23 protein-coding genes and 1 tRNA gene are annotated in these 18,209 nt (G+C 39.5%); 6 read left to right on the forward strand and 18 right to left on the reverse strand.

The window, feature by feature from the left end; translation table 11 throughout:
- The first annotated feature begins 684 nt into the window (after positions 1–684).
- The gene (locus tag SNE_RS13070; RefSeq protein ID WP_148258978.1) at positions 685–867 is read left to right on the forward strand and encodes a hypothetical protein; all 183 of its coding nucleotides are present in this window, start codon (positions 685–687) and stop codon (positions 865–867) included.
- Positions 868–1,061: 194 nt separating this feature from the next.
- The gene (locus SNE_RS07100) at positions 1,062–1,985 is read left to right on the forward strand and encodes a hypothetical protein (protein WP_013943707.1); all 924 of its coding nucleotides are present in this window, start codon (positions 1,062–1,064) and stop codon (positions 1,983–1,985) included.
- 242 nt (positions 1,986–2,227) lie between these two features.
- On the opposite strand, the gene SNE_RS13195 is transcribed toward SNE_RS07100, so the two are convergent.
- Entirely contained in the window at positions 2,228–2,368 is a 141-nt protein-coding gene (locus SNE_RS13195) for a hypothetical protein (protein ID WP_158307222.1), read from the reverse strand.
- Between the two features lie 367 nt (positions 2,369–2,735).
- Here SNE_RS13195 and SNE_RS07105 point away from each other — a divergent pair, with 367 nt between their 5' ends.
- Positions 2,736–3,290, forward strand: a complete 555-nt coding sequence (locus SNE_RS07105; RefSeq protein ID WP_013943709.1) for a hypothetical protein — start codon at positions 2,736–2,738, stop codon at positions 3,288–3,290.
- A gap of 362 nt (positions 3,291–3,652) precedes the next feature.
- Here SNE_RS07105 and SNE_RS12765 read toward each other — a convergent pair.
- Positions 3,653–4,413, reverse strand: a protein-coding gene (locus tag SNE_RS12765; RefSeq protein WP_231919487.1) for an IS5 family transposase whose coding sequence is annotated in 2 segments (ribosomal slippage) — positions 3,653–4,056 and positions 4,056–4,413 — 762 coding nt in all. Because the reading frame shifts where the segments join, the coding sequence is not laid out codon by codon here.
- A gap of 401 nt (positions 4,414–4,814) precedes the next feature.
- On the opposite strand from SNE_RS12765, the gene SNE_RS07120 reads away from it, so the two are divergent.
- Positions 4,815–5,519, forward strand: a complete 705-nt coding sequence (locus tag SNE_RS07120; protein WP_013943714.1) for a hypothetical protein — start codon at positions 4,815–4,817, stop codon at positions 5,517–5,519.
- Entirely contained in the window at positions 5,516–6,214 is a 699-nt protein-coding gene (locus tag SNE_RS07125) for an SDR family oxidoreductase (protein ID WP_013943715.1), read from the forward strand. Before SNE_RS07120 ends, SNE_RS07125 begins: the two co-directional genes overlap by 4 nt.
- 16 nt (positions 6,215–6,230) lie before the next feature.
- On the opposite strand, the gene SNE_RS07130 is transcribed toward SNE_RS07125, so the two are convergent.
- The 7 genes from SNE_RS07130 to SNE_RS07160 all read right to left on the reverse strand — a co-directional run bounded on the left by SNE_RS07130 (position 6,231) and on the right by SNE_RS07160 (position 11,656).
- Entirely contained in the window at positions 6,231–7,472 is a 1,242-nt protein-coding gene (locus SNE_RS07130) for an MFS transporter (protein ID WP_013943716.1), read from the reverse strand.
- A complete protein-coding gene (gene hemH, locus SNE_RS07135; RefSeq protein WP_013943717.1) occupies positions 7,444–8,499 on the reverse strand; it encodes a ferrochelatase in 1,056 nt (351 codons plus the stop codon). Before hemH ends, SNE_RS07130 begins: the two co-directional genes overlap by 29 nt.
- Positions 8,500–8,502: 3 nt before the next feature.
- Positions 8,503–9,714 (reverse strand): MFS transporter, encoded by a 1,212-nt coding sequence (locus tag SNE_RS07140; protein ID WP_013943718.1) that lies wholly within the window; start codon positions 9,712–9,714, stop codon positions 8,503–8,505.
- Positions 9,715–9,765: 51 nt separating this feature from the next.
- Complete coding sequence (locus SNE_RS07145; RefSeq protein WP_013943719.1) at positions 9,766–10,329, reverse strand: CBS domain-containing protein; 564 nt, start codon at positions 10,327–10,329, stop codon at positions 9,766–9,768.
- Positions 10,330–10,745: 416 nt separating this feature from the next.
- Positions 10,746–11,036 carry a hypothetical protein gene (locus SNE_RS07150; protein ID WP_013943720.1) on the reverse strand — a complete coding sequence of 97 codons (291 nt, stop codon included), beginning with the start codon at positions 11,034–11,036 and terminating at the stop codon, positions 10,746–10,748.
- A gap of 6 nt (positions 11,037–11,042) precedes the next feature.
- The gene (locus SNE_RS07155) at positions 11,043–11,336 is read right to left on the reverse strand and encodes a hypothetical protein (protein ID WP_013943721.1); all 294 of its coding nucleotides are present in this window, start codon (positions 11,334–11,336) and stop codon (positions 11,043–11,045) included.
- A gap of 2 nt (positions 11,337–11,338) precedes the next feature.
- The gene (locus tag SNE_RS07160) at positions 11,339–11,656 is read right to left on the reverse strand and encodes a hypothetical protein (protein ID WP_041418913.1); all 318 of its coding nucleotides are present in this window, start codon (positions 11,654–11,656) and stop codon (positions 11,339–11,341) included.
- A 165-nt stretch (positions 11,657–11,821) separates the two neighbouring features.
- Here SNE_RS07160 and SNE_RS12320 point away from each other — a divergent pair, with 165 nt between their 5' ends.
- Positions 11,822–12,559 carry a potassium channel family protein gene (locus SNE_RS12320; protein WP_013943723.1) on the forward strand — a complete coding sequence of 246 codons (738 nt, stop codon included), beginning with the start codon at positions 11,822–11,824 and terminating at the stop codon, positions 12,557–12,559.
- A gap of 211 nt (positions 12,560–12,770) precedes the next feature.
- Here the strand turns inward: SNE_RS12320 and SNE_RS07170 are convergent, their stop codons facing one another.
- The 9 genes from SNE_RS07170 to SNE_RS07210 form a co-directional block, all read right to left on the reverse strand.
- Positions 12,771–13,214, reverse strand: coding sequence for a hypothetical protein (locus SNE_RS07170; RefSeq protein ID WP_013943724.1), 444 nt, complete (start codon positions 13,212–13,214; stop codon positions 12,771–12,773).
- Positions 13,199–13,600 carry a hypothetical protein gene (locus SNE_RS07175; protein ID WP_013943725.1) on the reverse strand — a complete coding sequence of 134 codons (402 nt, stop codon included), beginning with the start codon at positions 13,598–13,600 and terminating at the stop codon, positions 13,199–13,201. Before SNE_RS07175 ends, SNE_RS07170 begins: the two co-directional genes overlap by 16 nt.
- A 27-nt stretch (positions 13,601–13,627) precedes the next feature.
- Positions 13,628–14,029 (reverse strand): hypothetical protein, encoded by a 402-nt coding sequence (locus SNE_RS07180; protein WP_013943726.1) that lies wholly within the window; start codon positions 14,027–14,029, stop codon positions 13,628–13,630.
- A 162-nt stretch (positions 14,030–14,191) separates the two neighbouring features.
- Complete coding sequence (locus tag SNE_RS07185; RefSeq protein WP_013943728.1) at positions 14,192–14,599, reverse strand: hypothetical protein; 408 nt, start codon at positions 14,597–14,599, stop codon at positions 14,192–14,194.
- A gap of 74 nt (positions 14,600–14,673) precedes the next feature.
- On the reverse strand, positions 14,674–15,333 hold the full coding sequence (locus SNE_RS07190; RefSeq protein WP_013943729.1) for a hypothetical protein: 660 nt from the start codon (positions 15,331–15,333) through the stop codon (positions 14,674–14,676).
- A 326-nt stretch (positions 15,334–15,659) separates the two neighbouring features.
- Positions 15,660–16,241 carry a hypothetical protein gene (locus SNE_RS07195; RefSeq protein WP_013943730.1) on the reverse strand — a complete coding sequence of 194 codons (582 nt, stop codon included), beginning with the start codon at positions 16,239–16,241 and terminating at the stop codon, positions 15,660–15,662.
- A gap of 550 nt (positions 16,242–16,791) precedes the next feature.
- Positions 16,792–17,460 (reverse strand): hemerythrin domain-containing protein, encoded by a 669-nt coding sequence (locus SNE_RS07200; protein ID WP_013943731.1) that lies wholly within the window; start codon positions 17,458–17,460, stop codon positions 16,792–16,794.
- Positions 17,457–18,074 (reverse strand): TetR/AcrR family transcriptional regulator, encoded by a 618-nt coding sequence (locus tag SNE_RS07205; protein WP_013943732.1) that lies wholly within the window; start codon positions 18,072–18,074, stop codon positions 17,457–17,459. The genes SNE_RS07200 and SNE_RS07205 overlap by 4 nt, the downstream gene beginning before the upstream one ends.
- Before the next feature lie 37 nt (positions 18,075–18,111).
- Positions 18,112–18,196, reverse strand: a tRNA-Ser gene (locus SNE_RS07210).
- Positions 18,197–18,209 lie beyond the last annotated feature (13 nt).

The following is an 18,209-nucleotide window of genomic DNA, read 5'->3' on the forward strand; positions in this document are numbered from 1 at the left end:
TTTCTTGATCTTCCTCAAAGAATTCGTCTCTGCTTAAGGCTGAGAATCAAGCGTCGAGGACAATCATTTGGAATCCGAAAAGTTGAATCACAATAAGCAAAAGATCAAATAAATCTCTTAGATAGAGCTTTCGACCTTCTCTCTTCCGTCCCTTATTTAAAATGGGCCATGAAAACGATTTAGATCATCATAGTTGTTCTGAGAATCGTGATTATTTCGTGGGCTTTTTTCATGAGAGGATGGTCCTTTGTCTTAGAAGGTGGATTTCTAAACAAGTTTCCGAGCTATTTAATAAGGGCCTTTACCTTTGACCTTATGTTCTTTTTGTGGGATCGAAGGGAGAAGCAGAGAGCCTCTCAAGAATCACAGGCCTAGCAAAAGCTCAAAACGACCCTGAAAATAGGATCAAAAAAATCAAAATTTCTAATTCAGGTTAAAGTAGGTTAAATCGGCTCCTTTGATCGCTTGAATCGCCAACGAATAAAAACCCATAGCAGGAGTAAGAACCTTTGCACCCATTAAGGCTCCTATCAAAATCTCCACACCAGTTTGACAGCTTGAAGAGAATAACTCTCGAAGCAAGTTTCGAATAGGGCAAAACGTCGATCCAGAATGAATAAAAACTAGTTTTTCACAATTTCCGAAATAGACAACTGAATGTTGCACCTCCTGATGGAGGGTTTCATGTTGCTCCCGGTTCAGCAAGAAGCTGTAACAAATGAATCTCCCGTATTGATTCATCACCCGATTGGAAAGACCTTAAAAACGTCTGTGTCTACTATTAAATACTCTAACCAATACCAGCTTAAGTATCAGACAAACCATGGCTTCAAATCGGATATGTGTGGAGGTGGATATTATTATTGATTTTTGATGCAAGCTTTTAATTTAAAAATATATAAATCAATTTAATTCACACTAAAAATAGAGAGTTAGATACACTTGCATTTGAAAGATGAAACCTGTCTAAATAAAAAAGGCAATGAATATCTCCGATTGTCAGTATCAAAGAAGTGACATGAGGTAGATTAAAAGGTTAACTTAAGGATTGAGGACAACATATGGCTGAAGCAATTGAAGCAATCGATGGACCTTTTGAAGCTCTGATTGAGCTTTATGAAAGATCTCATGATACGCCCCTTAGTAATGACGCGATAAGTCCGATTCCAGCAACTAAGGAAAAGGTGCGATTCGCAGCGTTGGAAATGCTTTCAAAGGAACAGCACCACATACAAGAATCCTCCAATCAAAAATTAACAACTATTCAGGCTATTCTCTCTGACCAGATCATGACAGTTGAAACGACTGAAGATAAACAAATCGCTCTAGAAGGCGTTTTGACTGGAGATTTTTCTTATACAAACAATTCTGAAACAAAGTCTTTTAGCGAGTCTGAGGAAAAGCTTAACCAAATTGAAGCAATTATTCGAGATAGAGATAAATATTACAGCCATCCGCATGAGAAGTTTGCCTGTATTGAGGCAATTTTGGGTGATCACTCAAAATCAGCAAACCCATGGGTTCAAGCCCACAAATCTCTTTGTCTTGTAGAAGAGTCTAGCCGCCATATCATCAGAGCTGAGGAAAAAAGACATAAAGAATTGCGTGAACTTTGGCGAACAGGAATGTGCAATAAAGCAAAGCACTACACTGAAATGGCAGACAGTCAAAGGTGGTGGAGAAATGCTTCTATAGTTATGTTGATCGCTTCTGGAACCCTTCCGATGTTAGGAAAGCCTATACTTAATAAAGCTGCTGAACTGATAGATAAAAATGGAAAGCAAACAATTGAATTCGGCACTCAAATAAGCAAACTTGAAAAGCAAGACAAAGAAACTTTACTTGATTGGGAAACGCAGCAAGAACGTCAAGCTTTGGAGACGCAGCAGCAACTCATTCAAGAAGCGCGCCAGAATGACACCTCGCTAAAAGAGCGCCATCTTGAAGTGATTAAAACGTTAACCAATATGATTATTGGGCGTTAAATTTTTGAAAGAGGAAAAGTATGCATGCTTTTTTAATTCAACCATCTGCGTAATTATTTGTAGCAGGAACCTCTTTGACTCACGTTTTGAGTCCTTTTTTAGTCTTTTTGTCAAAAGATGAAGAAATTTTTTGTTATGGAGCGCTAGTAACTAGTAGAGCGAGATATACGAGTTATTGTAACAGTGAAGTTGCCCCAAAAAAAAGGACCACTAACCCGCTTTTAAACGTTTTTACGAACACTTCAGACGTTCTGTTGCTTCGAGACGGTATTGTTCCAATGTCTAACCCCAAGCGTTTGTCCAAACTGAACTGTTTCTTTAGCTATAGAACAACTCCCATTATCACTGAGCCACTGGATCGGTTTTCCTGTTTTGGGTTTCAAAGTGCCCCCTTTAACCTTCAATCTTATCTCTTTGCTTACCCCTGAAAGAAAAACTCTTCCGGATCAAAAAATGGCAAGGTGTAAAGCAAGTCAAAGATACGCTTGATGAATGGGTAAAAGAGAATTTTAGCAAGCAAGAGGTAGAGCATGACAACCTTTCTCCTTAACAGAAAACAGGCGAAGCTGTCGTTGAAAGCAAAGCAAAAGAACCACAGTATTTTTACTTGCCTAATGGGTTTTATTACACCTTTTTATCTATACGACACTCCTTAAAGCAACCCCAATTACATTATCTATTACTTGAGTATATTTCACATTTTACCTATACGGAAAAAAGATATCTTTCTTAGTCGGAGATCAAAAGATAATGAAAACGATCCTTTCTCTCTTTTTTCTTTTTGTTTCAACACAATTGCTCGGAGACGTCATCAATATTCAAGGTGCTACAAATATCACAACCACATCGAGTCAAGTCAATGCAATTGTCGTTGATGGAAATGGTAACATGAGCCAACAGGTTTTCCCTTATAATCCACAAACTCAACAAGTAGATGTTGGAAATGCAAATCAAGGAGAGAATGCCAGCATTTATTTAACTCTCTTCATGATGGGCTTCATGTGGTGGGATGGATATTGGGTTGGACACAATGGATATTATTGGAATGGACATACCAATGTGTATGTCAAAAATGTCAACTGGAACAACCACTGGAATAATTACTGGCACAATACTTGGAATCAAAAATGGCAAAACTATTACAACAAACATAAAAATGACCCTAACTTTCCTTACAAAAATAATAGAAGCTGGCCTCATCATTCTGGACAATTGCCTTCACACGACCGCCCTCATGAGCATTCATCCCCTCAACAGCGAGAGCATGACTTTCATAGAAATCCTAGGGAACGAGATTTTCGCTAGAGAGATTTCCTCAATCTATACATTATCAATATCTTAAGAAAAATCAACACTCATCTGATTCATTATGAGTGGATTAAAAAACTATTTTAAATAAATCAAGAAATGATTAATATTAGCTTAAGAGGAAATCAAAAAAAGGGGAGATCATGCGTATTTCACTAAACATTAAATCTACTGAAGCTGCTGAAGATCAAAGCTCTGAAGTCGGCTGGGGCGAAGTTCTTATCATTTCGCTGAGATAGGTTACAAAACCCTAAAAATCAGTAATCAAGAACTCCAAGAGCGCAGACATGATTGCCAAAACGACATCATGTGCGCTCTTTTTTTTTACCCATTAATAATCAGAATATTAGATAGTGTCGTCAAAATAAACCTCCCCAAAGAGCAATACATCTAATTTGCACTGCAGCCATAAATGAGGCTGCATTTTTTGCATATCTTGTAGCAATTCCCCTCCAACGTTTTAGGTGTAGGAGTGTGTTTTCCACCAAGTGTCGAAGTTTATAGAGATCTTTGTCGAAGGGCCAAGGCTCTCGTCGGTTCGATTTTGGTGGAATCACAGGGTTTATACCCTGATGATTAAGTTGTAAAAGGATTGCATCGCTCTCGTATGCTTTATCTGCGAGAAGATGTTCTGCAGAAATACCTTCAATCAAGAAGCTAGCCTGTGTGCTATCATGTTTGGCACCTTCTGTAATAACAATTCTGACTGGCATACCATGCGCATCCACGGCCAAATGCAATTTTGTGTTGAGCCCCCTTTTGTCCGACTCATCTCCTGATTGCCTCCTCTTGCTCCTGCAGCGTGTGGGTGAACCTTAATATGACTCGCATCTATTATGAGCCATTCATAGTCGGGGTCGTCTATCAGACTTTCTAGCAATTTTTCCCAAACCCCTTGATTCCTCCACCGGCAGAATCTTCGATGTGTATTTTTCCAGTTACCATAGTCCGGAGGTAGATCTCTCCAGGGTGCCCCTGTACGCAATATCCAAAATACAGCATTAATGAACGTACGATTATCTTTCGCTGGTGCGCCTACAGATCCTCTTCTCCCAGGGAGTTTTTGTACAAGCTGTTCCCAGATTGCATCTGATATGTCATGACGTCGATGTGTTTCCATTTTCTTCCTCTTGTTGGATGTTTTTTCCTACAAAAGTACCATATTAAAATAATTTGACGACACTATCTAGTGCTCTGTCTCAAAAATTCTTCATCGAAAGCGAGCCAAATTTTGAGCGCAATTTGCTTTATCAAAATTGAGAACATTGTCAATGTGACAAGGCGAAATTTTGATAAAGCAAAGGGCCCCAAAAGATGGATTAATAGCGGTGAAGAATTTTTGAGACAGAGCACTAGAAGGCCACCCGACAAAACTTAAGGTTCATTGACCCATAAAATCAAACTTGATATAGACTGATAACCTGAGTTCTGCGTTTATTTTGCTCATTCTCTGGAAAGTTCTTTTAAATTCTCAGCATGACTCAGGTTGATAAATAATTTGCTTACGTTAGAGGTGCATCCATGCAACTACTTAGGTTATTTCTCTTCTCTTGTCTTTTCATTGCTCCTTTAGTGGGCAAAGAATCCCCCCCTTCAAAGATATCTAAAGAACCCGTCCCCTCAAAGGTAACTTATGTTTACAAAAAGGATATCGAAGGACGGACCTCTGAAACGACATGGATCCTTCAAGAAAAAGACAAAAACGTTCATATCCAAGGGATCAGCGGAAATGGTGAGACCCTTATCATCACTTCACCTCCAATCAACACGCAAAGCTTTTCTTATCAATCGAAGAACGAAAAAAATGAATACTACATTCATCGAGATGGCCCCTACCTCTTTGCTAAGCGAAATGATCAAGGAGGCGTCACTCAAAAAGAGTTCAATATCGGAGATGATTTATGGATTCAAGAGTTTGATTTTACCTTCCGCCCCTTTATTCTCTCAGCTGCAGATTCTCTTAAATTCTACATTGTCCATCCAACTAAACTCAGCCTCCATCACATGATTGCTACAAAATCACCTCGACTTGAGCAAGTCGAAATCAAAGGAGAAACACACGATGCAATCAAAGTCAAAGTGACATTAACCGGCTTAAAAAAAATGTTTTGGAAAGCCGAGCTTTGGTTTGAGCGAAATACAGGTGATCTTCTAAAATATATGGCAAATGAAGGTCCAAACACACCTACGAGTATCATTACACTGTTTTCAAAGAAGGAAGAATGACAAAAACAGCTCTTGTTACTGGAGTCAGTCGAGGAATTGGGCAAGGGTTTGTCAAACACTTGTTAAGTCGCGGCTTTTCAGTGATTGGAACCAGTCAAAATCCAGATAGCATTACTCCTCAAAAAAATCTCACCGTTGAATTGCTCGATATCCGAGATGATGAGGCCATTCAGGCTTTAGCTACTAAATATGAAAATACCCCCATCGACCTCATGATCAATAACGCAGGCGTACTCTATGCTGACAGTCAGATCGGATGGGGTGAAAACCCTACAGAAATTGGAACTCTGTCTCGAAAAGGGATGATGCAGACTATTGAAATCAACGCCGTCAGCACAGTCAAAATGACAGAAGCTTTTGTTCCTCATATTGTCAAAAGTAATCTGAAACTCATTGCAACTATTAGTAGCGGTGCAGGTAGCATCACAGATAATGCATCGGGAGGATTTATTGCCTACCGGATGAGCAAAGCTGCACTTAATATGGGGATGCAAGAGTTTGCCATCAAATTGAAAGATCAAGGAGTTCACGTCCTTCTTCTGCATCCAGGTTGGGTTCAAACGACGATGGGTGGTCCAAATGCAGTCGTTCCTATTGAAGAAAGCGTGTTAGGCATGCTGAAAGTGATCGAAAAATGTCGAACCTATCGCTCGGGTAGTTTTTACGACTACCATGGTCAAGTACGTCCCTTCTAATCTGAACTCTGGGTTTCTAAATCGCTTCCTCTTGGTCTTCTCGTAGACGCTTATAACTTATAATGTAGAGTCCTAGCATACAGAGAAAAAAGAATAGGAAAAGACTTGGCATCACAAATGCTCGATTTCCTGGAATCATTCCCATGACAATAATGCCAAATAGCGCTAAACCGATATTGATAAAGCTCATAATTGACGAGGCGTTGGGCTTGTCTTTCACTCTAAATGTCGCGAGAACAGCGGCATTCGAGTACATGAGTGGAATTCCAAAGTAGAGTAAACAAACTGGCAAGAAAATGCTGAAAACGGAATGAGAACCTCCTAAAAGCAAGCCAAATAAGAGTGCCACTCCCAATGCCATGATCCCGATCCCAACATGCAAAACCGTTTTAATTTCAAAATGATTTGCTAAACGAGCTGCCACAAAATTCCCCAAGAAATACCCTGTTGCTGGAATCAAATTGAGCAGCCCAAATGTGTCAGGTCGCAATCCCATCATACTAATCACAATGACTGGAGCTGTGGCAGCAAAGACATACACAAAAATGGTGGAGGTTCCAATTAAAATCGAATAAATCACTAAAATGGGATTTTTGAAATCCCGTTGGTAATTTTTGAGAACTGTAGTTAAACGGGTTGCTTCTTTTTCTTGGCCCGGGCCTGTCTCTGCAAGGCGATAGACCAAGTAAAGGGCGAAAACCGAATAAAGCGTTAAAAAGTAAAAGCAGCTTTCCCATCCAAAAAGAGTGACTAAACTCCCCCCTATAGCAATTGAAACTCCAGGAACTACAGCAAAGGCAAGCATCGTATATGCAGTGATTTTGCGAGCGTGTTTTTCATAAAAGTAATCGCTGATAATTAAAAATGTAAGACTAAGTCCCACACTCGAACCCAGTGAGGTCAGAAGCCTTCCCAATAAGAGGAGTGAAAAATTGTTTAGCGGTCCTGAAAGAGCACAAAGGAACGAAGAAACCATTGCAATTGAAATGCCAAAGTATAGCGCCGGCTTTCTTCCAAACCGCTTAGCAACAGGACTATAAATGAGCTGCCCAATGCAATATCCCAGCAAGTAAAGAGTCACTGTTAGTTGTGCAACGGTGACCGAAATGCCAAATTCCTTGATGATTGCAGGAATTGCGGGTGTAAAAAGGGCTGCCCCTATCGATCCAAAAGAAATCAAGACAATCAAAGTTAAAAGAGAAGGTCTTTTGACATTTAACTTCTGAAGATCAGATGTTGGGTGAACGGGTGCACTCATTTCTTTCCTTCGACGGCAATTGGGTTAAAATGATACTTTTTAGAGCTGAAACCCATTCAGGTCTAGCGTTGAGCCCTTCGACAAGGTCCAGCTTTTCCCCTCCCCACTGTTTGAATTCAGCTTGATATTCTATCCCAATTTCTTGCAATGTTTCAAGACAATCCGCCACAAAGGCTGGAGAAAAAACGAGAATCTTTTTCTTCCCTTCTTTCGCTAGCTTTTCCAAGACATTACTTGCATAAGGTTGGATCCAAGGATCTTTACCGAGTCGAGATTGGTAGCAATGACTCACAGCTTCCTGAGGAAGTTTAAGCTGGCGACAAATGGCAGCGGTTGTTGCAACACATTGTGCAGCATAACAAGTCCGATTCTTGTCAGTGAGTTCTTGGCAGCAATTAGGTGTTTTCAGGCAGTGATGACACCGGTCTGCTTTTTGAACTTGTCTTTCTGGAAGTCCATGATAACTGAAGAGAAAGTGGTCGTACTGTGCCAAGTCGTATTGGCGAGCCGCTTGGCAAAAAGCATGTATGACTTCTTCATGGGTCGCAAATCCATCCATACAAACCAAAGAAGGGATTACTTCCCAAGTTTGAAGAATGCGAAAAACCTCTTGATAAACTGAGCCTGTGGTTGCAGAGGCATACTGTGGAAAAAGTGGAATGAGAACGATCTTTTGACAACTCCTTAAGTTCTCAAGCCCAGTTTCAATAGAAGGGGTTTGATAACGCATTGCAAGCTCAACTTGAAAAGAATTTCCCAAAGCTTCTTGCAGTTTATCTTTAAGCTCGTAGCTATAAATTTTAAGGGGAGAGCCTTCAGGCTTCCAAATGGCTTGATAAAGCTTTGCAGAATTTCTGTACCGTTTTGGAATGATCACTCCTCTGACAAGCAATTGGCGAAGGAAAAAAGGGATGTCTATGACTCTTCCATCTGTCAAAAATTGGGTGAGATAACGCTTAACTGCTCGAGGCTTAGCTGAATCAGGCGTCCCCAAGTTGACGAGGAGAATCCCCACTCTCGGACTCATTGACTACTCCATGCTTTTGACTTGGCTAAGATAGACATGCTTATAAACGGCATTCAAACTAAAGACAAGAGCACATAAGAGTGAAGTGACTCCAAAAATAACAAATCCCTCAGCATAAAGATTGGAATCTCCAAAAAAGCCTAAAACTTGAGGAACGATTCCAGCTCCGAAAGTGAAGCCAAATGGGGCCATGATCGAGACCATTGCTGCATTCTTTTCAGGTGTTGCAATCGTTGCCACTCCATAATGAATGATCGGCATCAGACAAGCAGCAATCGGGGACTGAATACAAAAAAGAAGAAGTGCTAGTAAGGGGTTTGTCATCCCCATCATTGCTGTGACAGTTCCGCAAATCACTAAAATGATCACTAATGACTTTTTTAACCCTAAACGGTCAGCAACATATCCCCCGACAATTGCCGTAAAAATACTAATTGTTCGGGCAATGATAATCAAATGATTGACCTCATGAGCCTCAAGCAAGTTGTGGCGTTCAAAGTAATCAGGAGCCATATTATAGATCCCGATGTTCAATCCATTAATGATACAAAGAAGTAAATTGATGATCCAAAAAGAAGGTCTGGAAAAAACTTCACGAGCAAAAGAAAAGGTAATGGGAACGCTTTTTTCCTCTTTCCTTCGGATCATAAAGAGGAGGATAAGACTTAAAACTGCGGAGAGAAGACCAAAACCATTGAGAATCCCTCTCCAGTTGTAGAATTGGATAAAAAATTGAACAAAAAGAGGTCCCAAAATAAAAGCAAAACTTTGAGCTGTTCCAAAAATTCCAAAGGCTTTTCCTAAATGGTGATTTGGAACATTTTCTCGAATCAAAGCCACTGCAGAAGGGATAAAAAAACCAGCGCTCACACCCACAACAAAAATAGCCCACCTGAACTGCTCAAACGAGTTTGCATAAGCAGTCAACATCAGCGCAAATCCCGTCGTTAAGACGGAGAAAATGATCGTAAACTTATGAGAAAATTTTGCTGAGAGATACTGAGAAGCAAAGAGTGTGATAGCAAAACCAAGAGATAAGACCAAAAAAATATTTCCCGTGTCGGCGTGACACAGATTCATCTCTGAGCAGATGAAGGGAGTCAAGGGTGAAAAAATCACGCGTGCCAAAATGTTGACAAACGAAATAAAACTGATCAGCGTCAGAAAAGGTATATAGGGGGTAAAACGGGTCTTTGTCTCGGTCACATTATGCATCGTATTATTAGCGTTTTTCTATCGTATTATTCAATTAACAACAACCCATTTTTAGGGTCGCAAATGAGAAACTTTAATCATCGTTTGTAGGAGCTCATTTTTACTTAAAATTCCAAGAACTTTATGATCATCATCTACGATGGGAAGCGCGTCTAGATTTTCATCGAAAAAAGCCTGGATTACTTCATTTAAATTGGTACTTTGATCGGCACAAAGGGTTTCTTTTGATACAACTTCTTTTAAGCTTTTACTCCCTTCTTTTGCTTGGATTTTTCGCAAAATCTCTTTTTCTGATAAAAGACCTACGAGTTTTCCTTCTGAAGAAACAATAGGAAAATGCTCAAATTTGTGATCTTTCACGAGCTTCCAGGCCGCATCCAAAGAAAGATTTTCATGTAAGGGAAGTATTTTCTTATTCATGATCTCTCCAGCAACAATCACAGACCGCTGCTTGTAGAGCTTTTCACTAGCTTTTAGAAATTTCTCATGCTTTTCAGCATCCGATTCTTCACCAAATTGCTGGCCAGGTTGTCTTTGTTGATCGTAACGATCTTTATCAATTTCCTCTACCCGATAAGGAGAACGAACACTACTCGTATTGGTGATGTAAAACATCGGAAAATCCTTAAAAAACCTATGCAACCTCTGTTTCGTTTTAATTGTGCTCTTTCTTAGGGATTTTTCTCTTTCTCCCAACCTTTTTGCCTAGAAAAGGACTTTGCTGAGGATTTAAGAAAATCCGCCCTAGGAAGTAAGCAGAATTCACCCAAAACGCAGGTTATATAACGATAGCACTAATCTTACAGTTAATCAGGGTTAAAAAGGAATAGAGGATGTGCGCTTTATACTCAAACTACTTCAAAATTTGGATTTTCGGTTGCGCCAAAGCACCGTAATTTGCCGATCTTAAGTGACCTCATATTCCGAGTATTGGGTCACTTAAGATCGATGAATTCCGAAAGCTTTCGCGCTCTTCAAAACTAAATTTTGAAGTAGTTTGAGTATAAGAATAAAGTGCACTATAGAAAAAATTATAAGCCCAGATGAATGCGCGTTTCTTCGGCTTCTTTGCGCACTCTTTCAAGCATTCCTCGATTATTCGCATAATCTTCGCAAACATTCATCAACGTTTTAATCGAAGAGAGCGTCTTTCCACCCACTCCGCGGGCATGATTTAGAATTTCATTTCGCCAAATAGGCAAAATTGTCTTCATATCATCTTCAGTTTCTTCTGAAGCTTCAAACTCACCTAAAAACTCTTGGATCTCCCCACGAAGGATTTCCTTCTCCTGCTCCTCTGGAGCTTCCTCTTCTGGATACATATTCCCCTACTTTTCAAGATCTTGCCTGAGCTGATCTAAATCTCGAACAACATCCTTAGGATTTCCTTTTCCTTCTGCATAGGCATGGCAATCCGTAATCATTTTACTGATATGTTCTTCAATTGCTCCTCCTATCTCATGGGCCTCACTTTCTAGGGCTTTCTCCAGAAACTCTAAGACCTCATGCATCGAGTCTCTTGAATATCCCCCTTGCTCAAAGCGCCATAAAAACGTTTGAAGATCGAGAATAAGTTGCCTCTTGACCCCTTGAATTTTGCCCTTTTTTGGAGGAAGGCTCATTGTTAACTCCTTAAAACTTCCTTTACAAGTTCTAGCTGTGTATTCACCCGATCGAGCTTCCCATGTCCATTCGCAAAGTCTGCACAAAATTGAATGAGCTGCTGGGTCAGTTCATATAATTTCCCACCAATTTCCTTTGACCGACTGAGTATCATTGTTTCGTAAAGCCGCAAAAGATGACTCATTGTTGATTTTGAATACCCTTCATTTACAAGACGATAGAAAAAATTCCCTAGAATTTCATCGAGTTCTCGCTTCATGACAGGCAATGCACCTGGAAACGGTTGACTAAGTGGTGTTGGCTCTGGATTTGTACTCACGGAATACCCCCTTCACATGACTCCCTATTTATAAAATAAAACAAGGTGATTTAATTTTATAGAAATAATAGAAGATGAAATCATATTTAACTAAAAACCAAACAATTAAATTATTTATTGATCCCTAAAAGTGAAACCCTTATAGGTAAACTTGAGGTACAATAAATGACAAAATTGATTAAGCTCTACACATCCAAGACGTTTCGAGTATTGTCAGGTTACTTTAGTCAACTCCTCCTCTCCCTCATTCTCCTGTTTGTATTTCGCCCCTATGATCGAGGGCTTATTTATTCATCAATCTGGCAATTCGTATTTCTTGTCGTCTTCCTCTCTGCTATCTTCAATTGTAAACACTCACGAAAAGTTAAAATTGCAGCCTCTTGCTTCGCTATCCCGGCTCTCGTCTTCCATTTCCTTCACCTTGCATTTCCAAGCACCACTTTTATTATCATTTTTCTAGTCTTTGTCATCATCTTCACGTTCATCATCACCACCTCAATCATTAATCAGGTTGTTGTCAACGCAAGAGTCCGCCTAGAAACCTTGAAAGGGGTTGTCTGCGCCTATTTCATGGTCGCCTTCGGCTTTGCATTTATCTACTATCTTCTCGATCTCGTCTCTCCAGGAACATTTCATGCCGATTTCTTTCAAGCTGAAACCATCTCTCATAGCCGCTATCTCTCAGAAATGATGTACTTTAGCTTTGTGACTTTGCTAACGATTGGGTACGGTGACATCATCGCTGTTAAAGATGTCGGGCAAACCTTCACCATCTTAGAAGGAATCATTGGCCAATTTTACATAGCCATTCTTGTCTCGCGCCTCGTCGCGGTCTATTCTTTTTTCGAGCATAAGCTTCACTTAGTTGCGAAAAGTGACGCAAAAAAAGATCCTAATGGATGAACCTATCCACTATTAATGGTATTAATAGCGGCGAAGAATTTGTGAGGCAGAGTATTAGTGCTCCATAACAAAAAATTCCATATCTAATTTGATCCAGACTTTCGCTAAATTTTTCTCTCCCAAAATTGACCACATTGTCCATGAGATAAAAGGAAGTTTTAAGAGGGGAAAAGATAGTTAAAGTAGCTATGGAATTTTTTGCTATGGAGCACTAGCTCTCAGTTACACGTTTGAAAAGCTTGACAATTTCTTGATAATAAAAAGGAAACAAGTCAAATGTTGCTAGAAAAAAAGTATGCGCAATCGGCGCTTCTCGACCAAATAAAGGCAAGGCGCACTGCGTTAAGACAGTCGCTCCAATCAATGATAGGGCAAAAAACGAAGCAAAGTATACGCCATGTAAGTAGCGATGCGTTTCGTAGTAAGTAGGGTCGTCTCTAAAAGTTTCTGGAATCCAGTGCTCAGTGAAATCAGCAGCCGCATAATTTGCCACACTACTGGAAAAAGCAAATGTAACTGAAGTGACAAGAGCTGGCATCCATCGCACTTCCCGTATAAAACTCGCAAAAACGATATTGGAAACAAAACACTTTGCAGTCAAATCCTGAAAGTGGTCGTAAATTTTGTCGACATTTGCAGTTATGGAGTGGAACATAGCCCTACCTCCAATATCCCAACATCTAAAAACGCCAATGCAAGTTGACGAGGAGCACAAGTTTTCCCTAGCATCAGATAAGTTGACCCTACAGCTGCCGTAGCAAGGAGAACTTTATATTTATGATCCAATTGGCAAGTATCCCCTCTAAAGTATTCAATCATTTGATGTGTCAATGTGTAGGAAATAGCTGATACCAAACCAATTGCAGTAGCAGAATGAGGCGTAATATTCCATCTTGGGAAAAAATAATTAAGAGCAACAGTCAAGACGAGGTTGGATAAGACCGTGGTCGCACAGTGCACTCCAATCTTTTTAGTTTCCTGAAAAAAAGGCTTCCAATTCGGCTCACCTACTGCAAAACCTACATGATTCCAACTCATCATCCATTCCTTCTTCTAAACCCATGGGATTTAATGATAAAACCGATTGCATAGTGCAATCGACATCCACGATACTGCTCCAAATTTAAGAGAGTCATAAAAAGTCGCTTCCTTCTCAAACCATGTTGCGATATCTGGAAAAAAATAAATTGAGCCCCAAAGCATCCCAGCTGTAACCACAACAGCTCTGAGCTCTTCATTTTCATCTCCCGGAGCCAAGTGCGAGAGATGATGTGTCACATTGACAACCAAGGCTGTCACAGCTCCTTGCAAAATACCAATCTTAACCTCACTCACCTTAAAGAAATAAGAGAGTAGGCTATTCGCTACAGTTGCTACAATCAGGTGGTCTGTCGTCCGACCGAGAAACGCTGAGGCAAAGTCGCTTGTAAAAGTTTTTTGTCTATAAATACATAGGGCATCACAAGTCATGTTTCATTCCAAATAAACTCTTGAACCCTTCTCTCAATAAAGAGAGAAAGATTCATAAAAAGTAATGAAATCATAAATAATTATAAAGAAAAAGTAAAGAACAGCTTACTTAGCTAACTTCATAGAAAATTTTTGGATCACGCTCTACTCTGATCTGCGCTATCAAGGGGTCTTAAGCATGATACAGATAAAGTTTGCAAGCGAACTCATTGTGGCGCAAGCCAAAGCATTCTCCTTAGAAATCACCAACTCAGCCGAACTTGCAGCATTAGGCAAGAAGTATGCAGACGCAAAAGCTGCCATAGCGTAGAGAAGAACCTGAGCTGCCTGAGTCTTCATTCTGTTTTCAGCAAACGTCTTTGCTAAGATGCATGTTAAACTGCCAGCTAAAGAGGTGTAAATAGCGCCAAAACCAAGAGATTTAGGCAGCATATCAAAAGACAAAGCTTCTACAGCTTTTGGTACATACTGACCAGCAAGTGTCAATCCTCCAGAGGCGAGGGTATTGAAGCTAAAAGGAAGAATTTCATTCGCCCCTTGCGAGATAAAATTTTGAATATAACTAGACATTTTGCCCTCTTCGTTTAAAAAAAACGAGGTGGAAATCCACCTCGTTCATCAAGAACTTGATACTTGAAAATAGCTTACGCAGCTTTTTTCTCAGTACCTTCTTTCTTGTATTCTTCTTGATTAAGCTTACCGTCTTTAAGGTGCTTAGCATATAGCTTAGCATCCCAATCGTGAGTTTTGCTAACTGCAGAGCGATCAGCTTCATATTGCTTAGCATCTTTGTCAGTAAGAACTTTCTTGCCATCAGCGATGTCTTTTGCAAGAGCTTCAAAAGCTTTGTCATCTAGTTTTTCTAGGTCAGCTTTTGTTCTCTTATCTTCTTCAGCAGGCTTTTTCTCTGGCATGAGGAAAAGTGCAGCAAATTTAACAATTGTAGAAGCAGCAGCAACAGCCATTGCGCTCTCAAAAGTAATTGCCATTCCAGCTAGTGTAGCAATTTGTGGTAGGAAGTAAGCAGAAGCGAATGCTCCAACTGCATGTGCTCCAGTTTTAACCATGTTGCTTTCGAAAGTTCCAGCTGCAAAAGTTCTTCCAAGAACGTTTACTAGGCTACCGCTTAAAGAAGTCAGTACAGAAGCACCAGCTAAAACTTCAGGAGCCATTGTAACATAAGAAACCAATTGTGGTACGAATTGACCAGCATATGCTAAAGCACCTGTTCCAACAGTGTTAATGATTGCTGGAATAGCTTCTGCTTTAGCTTGGTTACCTAGGTTTTGTAAATGAACGGTCATTTTGTCCTCCGTGGATTGTTGTATTCATTTTAATTCTGATGCAACAATCATAGAGTCATTGTGAATATTTTGTAAAGAAGAAATTTGTCATTTATTTTTTTTATTTTTTCCAAAAAATTGACACCTCTAATTTTTTGACTATCAAAGGCTTAAATAGGGTTTTCTCTGCTTAAGAAACAGATAATAAAACTGCATCACTTTGTTCAAAACTACACTCAAAAAAAGACTGCCTTACACAAGTTTATCGATAGTTCTATTGCGCTCTGTCTTAAAAATTTCAAATACCAGTTGCAGTTAGGTTAACGAACCTTAGCTTTCAGTTCCTCTTAAGTAGGAAGATAAAAGATCGGTTCAATTTCAGCCTTAGGATGTCGATAAGTATCAACTAAATTTCTAAAATGTCTCCTAGAATAGTGAAATAAACGAAGAGCTGTGAAAAGATAAAATGTAAGCTTAAGAGAATTTTTATTTGCTTCAATCGTCTCAGAAAGACACCCAACATAATCGGCAACTTTAAAACTAAGATAGGCCTTTGGAAAAAAGGTCGCGGCATAGATGAGAACTTCTAGTGCCTCTTTTTTCCAACTAAGGTCGCTGAAATAAACGACTTCCTTACGAAGTTGCTCATAAGTGGGTTTTTTAATTTGTAAAACTTCATCTTGAAGGGGCTGAAAGAGGTTATCTACAAAATGGTTACAGGCAATCATTGTCGAAATTTCAAATGGGGTCGCTGTGTTCATATCAGCTCTCAAGATAAACCTTTGCCCCAAATAGAATATGGATCCCAAAGCAAGCGTTTCAATCATGCCTTTAATAGCAGAGCGGACAACTAAAGCGTAAGTCTCCAGTGCTAAATGTCCTACTTGCTGAAAGAATGAATGTGGGTTGATCTCATGAATTGCAATCATCAAAATGTTCGCATTGTTAATTTATAACCTGAGTTCTGGGTTTCTTTTGCTCATTCTCAGGGGTTTTTCTCATTCTTCCCACCCTTTTGCCATTTGACTCTTTCCTTCAGCAAAATAGCTGAGAATTTAAGAGAATTCTCAGCTGGAAATAAGCAAAATAAATTCAGTCTCCAGATTAATAGAAAAATGATACATTCCTTTTGATATCAAAGCAATTAGAAAGACTACCTAGTTCCTCTAAAAAACCTATCCAGTATTAAAGAATTTATTTAATTTCTTCTTTTCATTTTGACCACATTGTCTATGAGATAAGAAGTCAAAATGAAAAGGGAAAAGATGGAATAAAAAATATCTTCTCTAACCTGAACTCTGGGTTTATTTTGCTTAGTCTCAGGAGAGAGTTCTCATAAATTCTCGGTATTTTTGGCTCGGGAAGGGCCAAATGGTCCTTTTCGAGGAAAAAAGGCTGAGAATGAGTGAAATAAACCCAGAGTTCAGGTTCTCTAATGCCGGATAGGTTCACAGTCAATTCAATTTTTTTAAAAGAGGGTTATCTCTTCTTTACAGCTTGTAGCTCAGGGTGATTGTGTAAAAATCGGATTTGCTCATCTTGATTGAGAAATTGATCTGCTTGCTCCCAAATTTGAGCAAACTTAACTGGTTGAGCATGTTGAATGTCTGCAAGAAAAGCATCTTTATCATACAGATTCATATGAGGAAAGAGTGCCGAAACCATGTGAATCAGTTGAGCTGGAGTCATTTGCTCATAAATCGGAAATTCGATTTTTCTTAATTCATCATCAGAATATAAGCGTTGAAGCTCAGGTAATATTTTTGTTTCTTCTTCATGAAGGTGAAGCAGATTATCACCGACAAACTTTCGATACTCTAGGTAAAAATGATATCCAGCCTCTTGTTGATCGGCGTCTAGCATCATTTCATCTAGAAGGTTCTGCAAATGTACAAGTGTTTGAGACATCTCATCATGATCTAGGTGAGCATGCAGATGAACTTTTGAGCCTTTTTTTTCAAGTAAGGCGTGAAAATTTTCATTTTCATGCTTTGCGTGTGCCAAAAGCATCATGTGAACCTCTTGATACTCTGCTCTGATTCGCTCTAAGTCGTCTTTGCAGTTGAAGTCAGCTTGACCAATGAGTCTCTCAAGCCGATTTAGGATAGCACTGACGTATTTGTGTTCTCTATATAACCTAGCTCTCATGTCTTATATCTTTCCTTTATTTTGTCTTTCATAGCTTGAAGAGGATAATTTCCTCCCGAGAGGAGATATTCCAAAGAAATCCCTTGTAACATGGATCTCAAGTAGATCGCCTCGCTTTGGGGGTTTTCAAACCCTAAGTCTTCAAAAAGCTTTATTTCTGCAGCAAACAAACGATTAAACTGCGCAGCATACTTTTTCATAGCAAGAGAAATAGCTTTCACTCCTTCCTCGGAAAGGTAAAGCATGTATAGGAATCGAAGCCAATCTGGCTTTTCTTCAAGCTCATCAAGTACAAAATCGATAACAAAGCAGGCTCTCTTAAACGGTTCCATGATTGTTTCGAGCTGCACAAGGAGTGGACTCCATTCTTCTAATCGCTTCTTGGCAAAAATGACTAAAAGATCTCTTTTGCTTTCAAAATAATGATAAAATAAGGCCTTAGAAACTTGGGCTTTCTTAGCAATTTCTGAGATACTACTTCCATGATATCCTTTGGAAGCAAAGACCTTAATTGCAGCATTTAAGATTTTCTCTTTTGTATTCATGAAAATAGCATAACATAGAACTGACCGATCGGTCAACACTGAAACAGAAGACTTCCCTTTAAGGTTCATAAGATTGGTTAAAATTCGCTAAATAATTAATAAGGGACGGAAGAGGAGGGATTCGAACCCCCGGTCCCTTTCAGGACTTCTGTTTTCAAGACAGACGCATTCGGCCACTCTGCCACTCTTCCAAAAGAAAATGTA

The organism is Simkania negevensis Z, from assembly GCF_000237205.1.
Taxonomy (GTDB): domain Bacteria; phylum Chlamydiota; class Chlamydiia; order Chlamydiales; family Simkaniaceae; genus Simkania; species Simkania negevensis.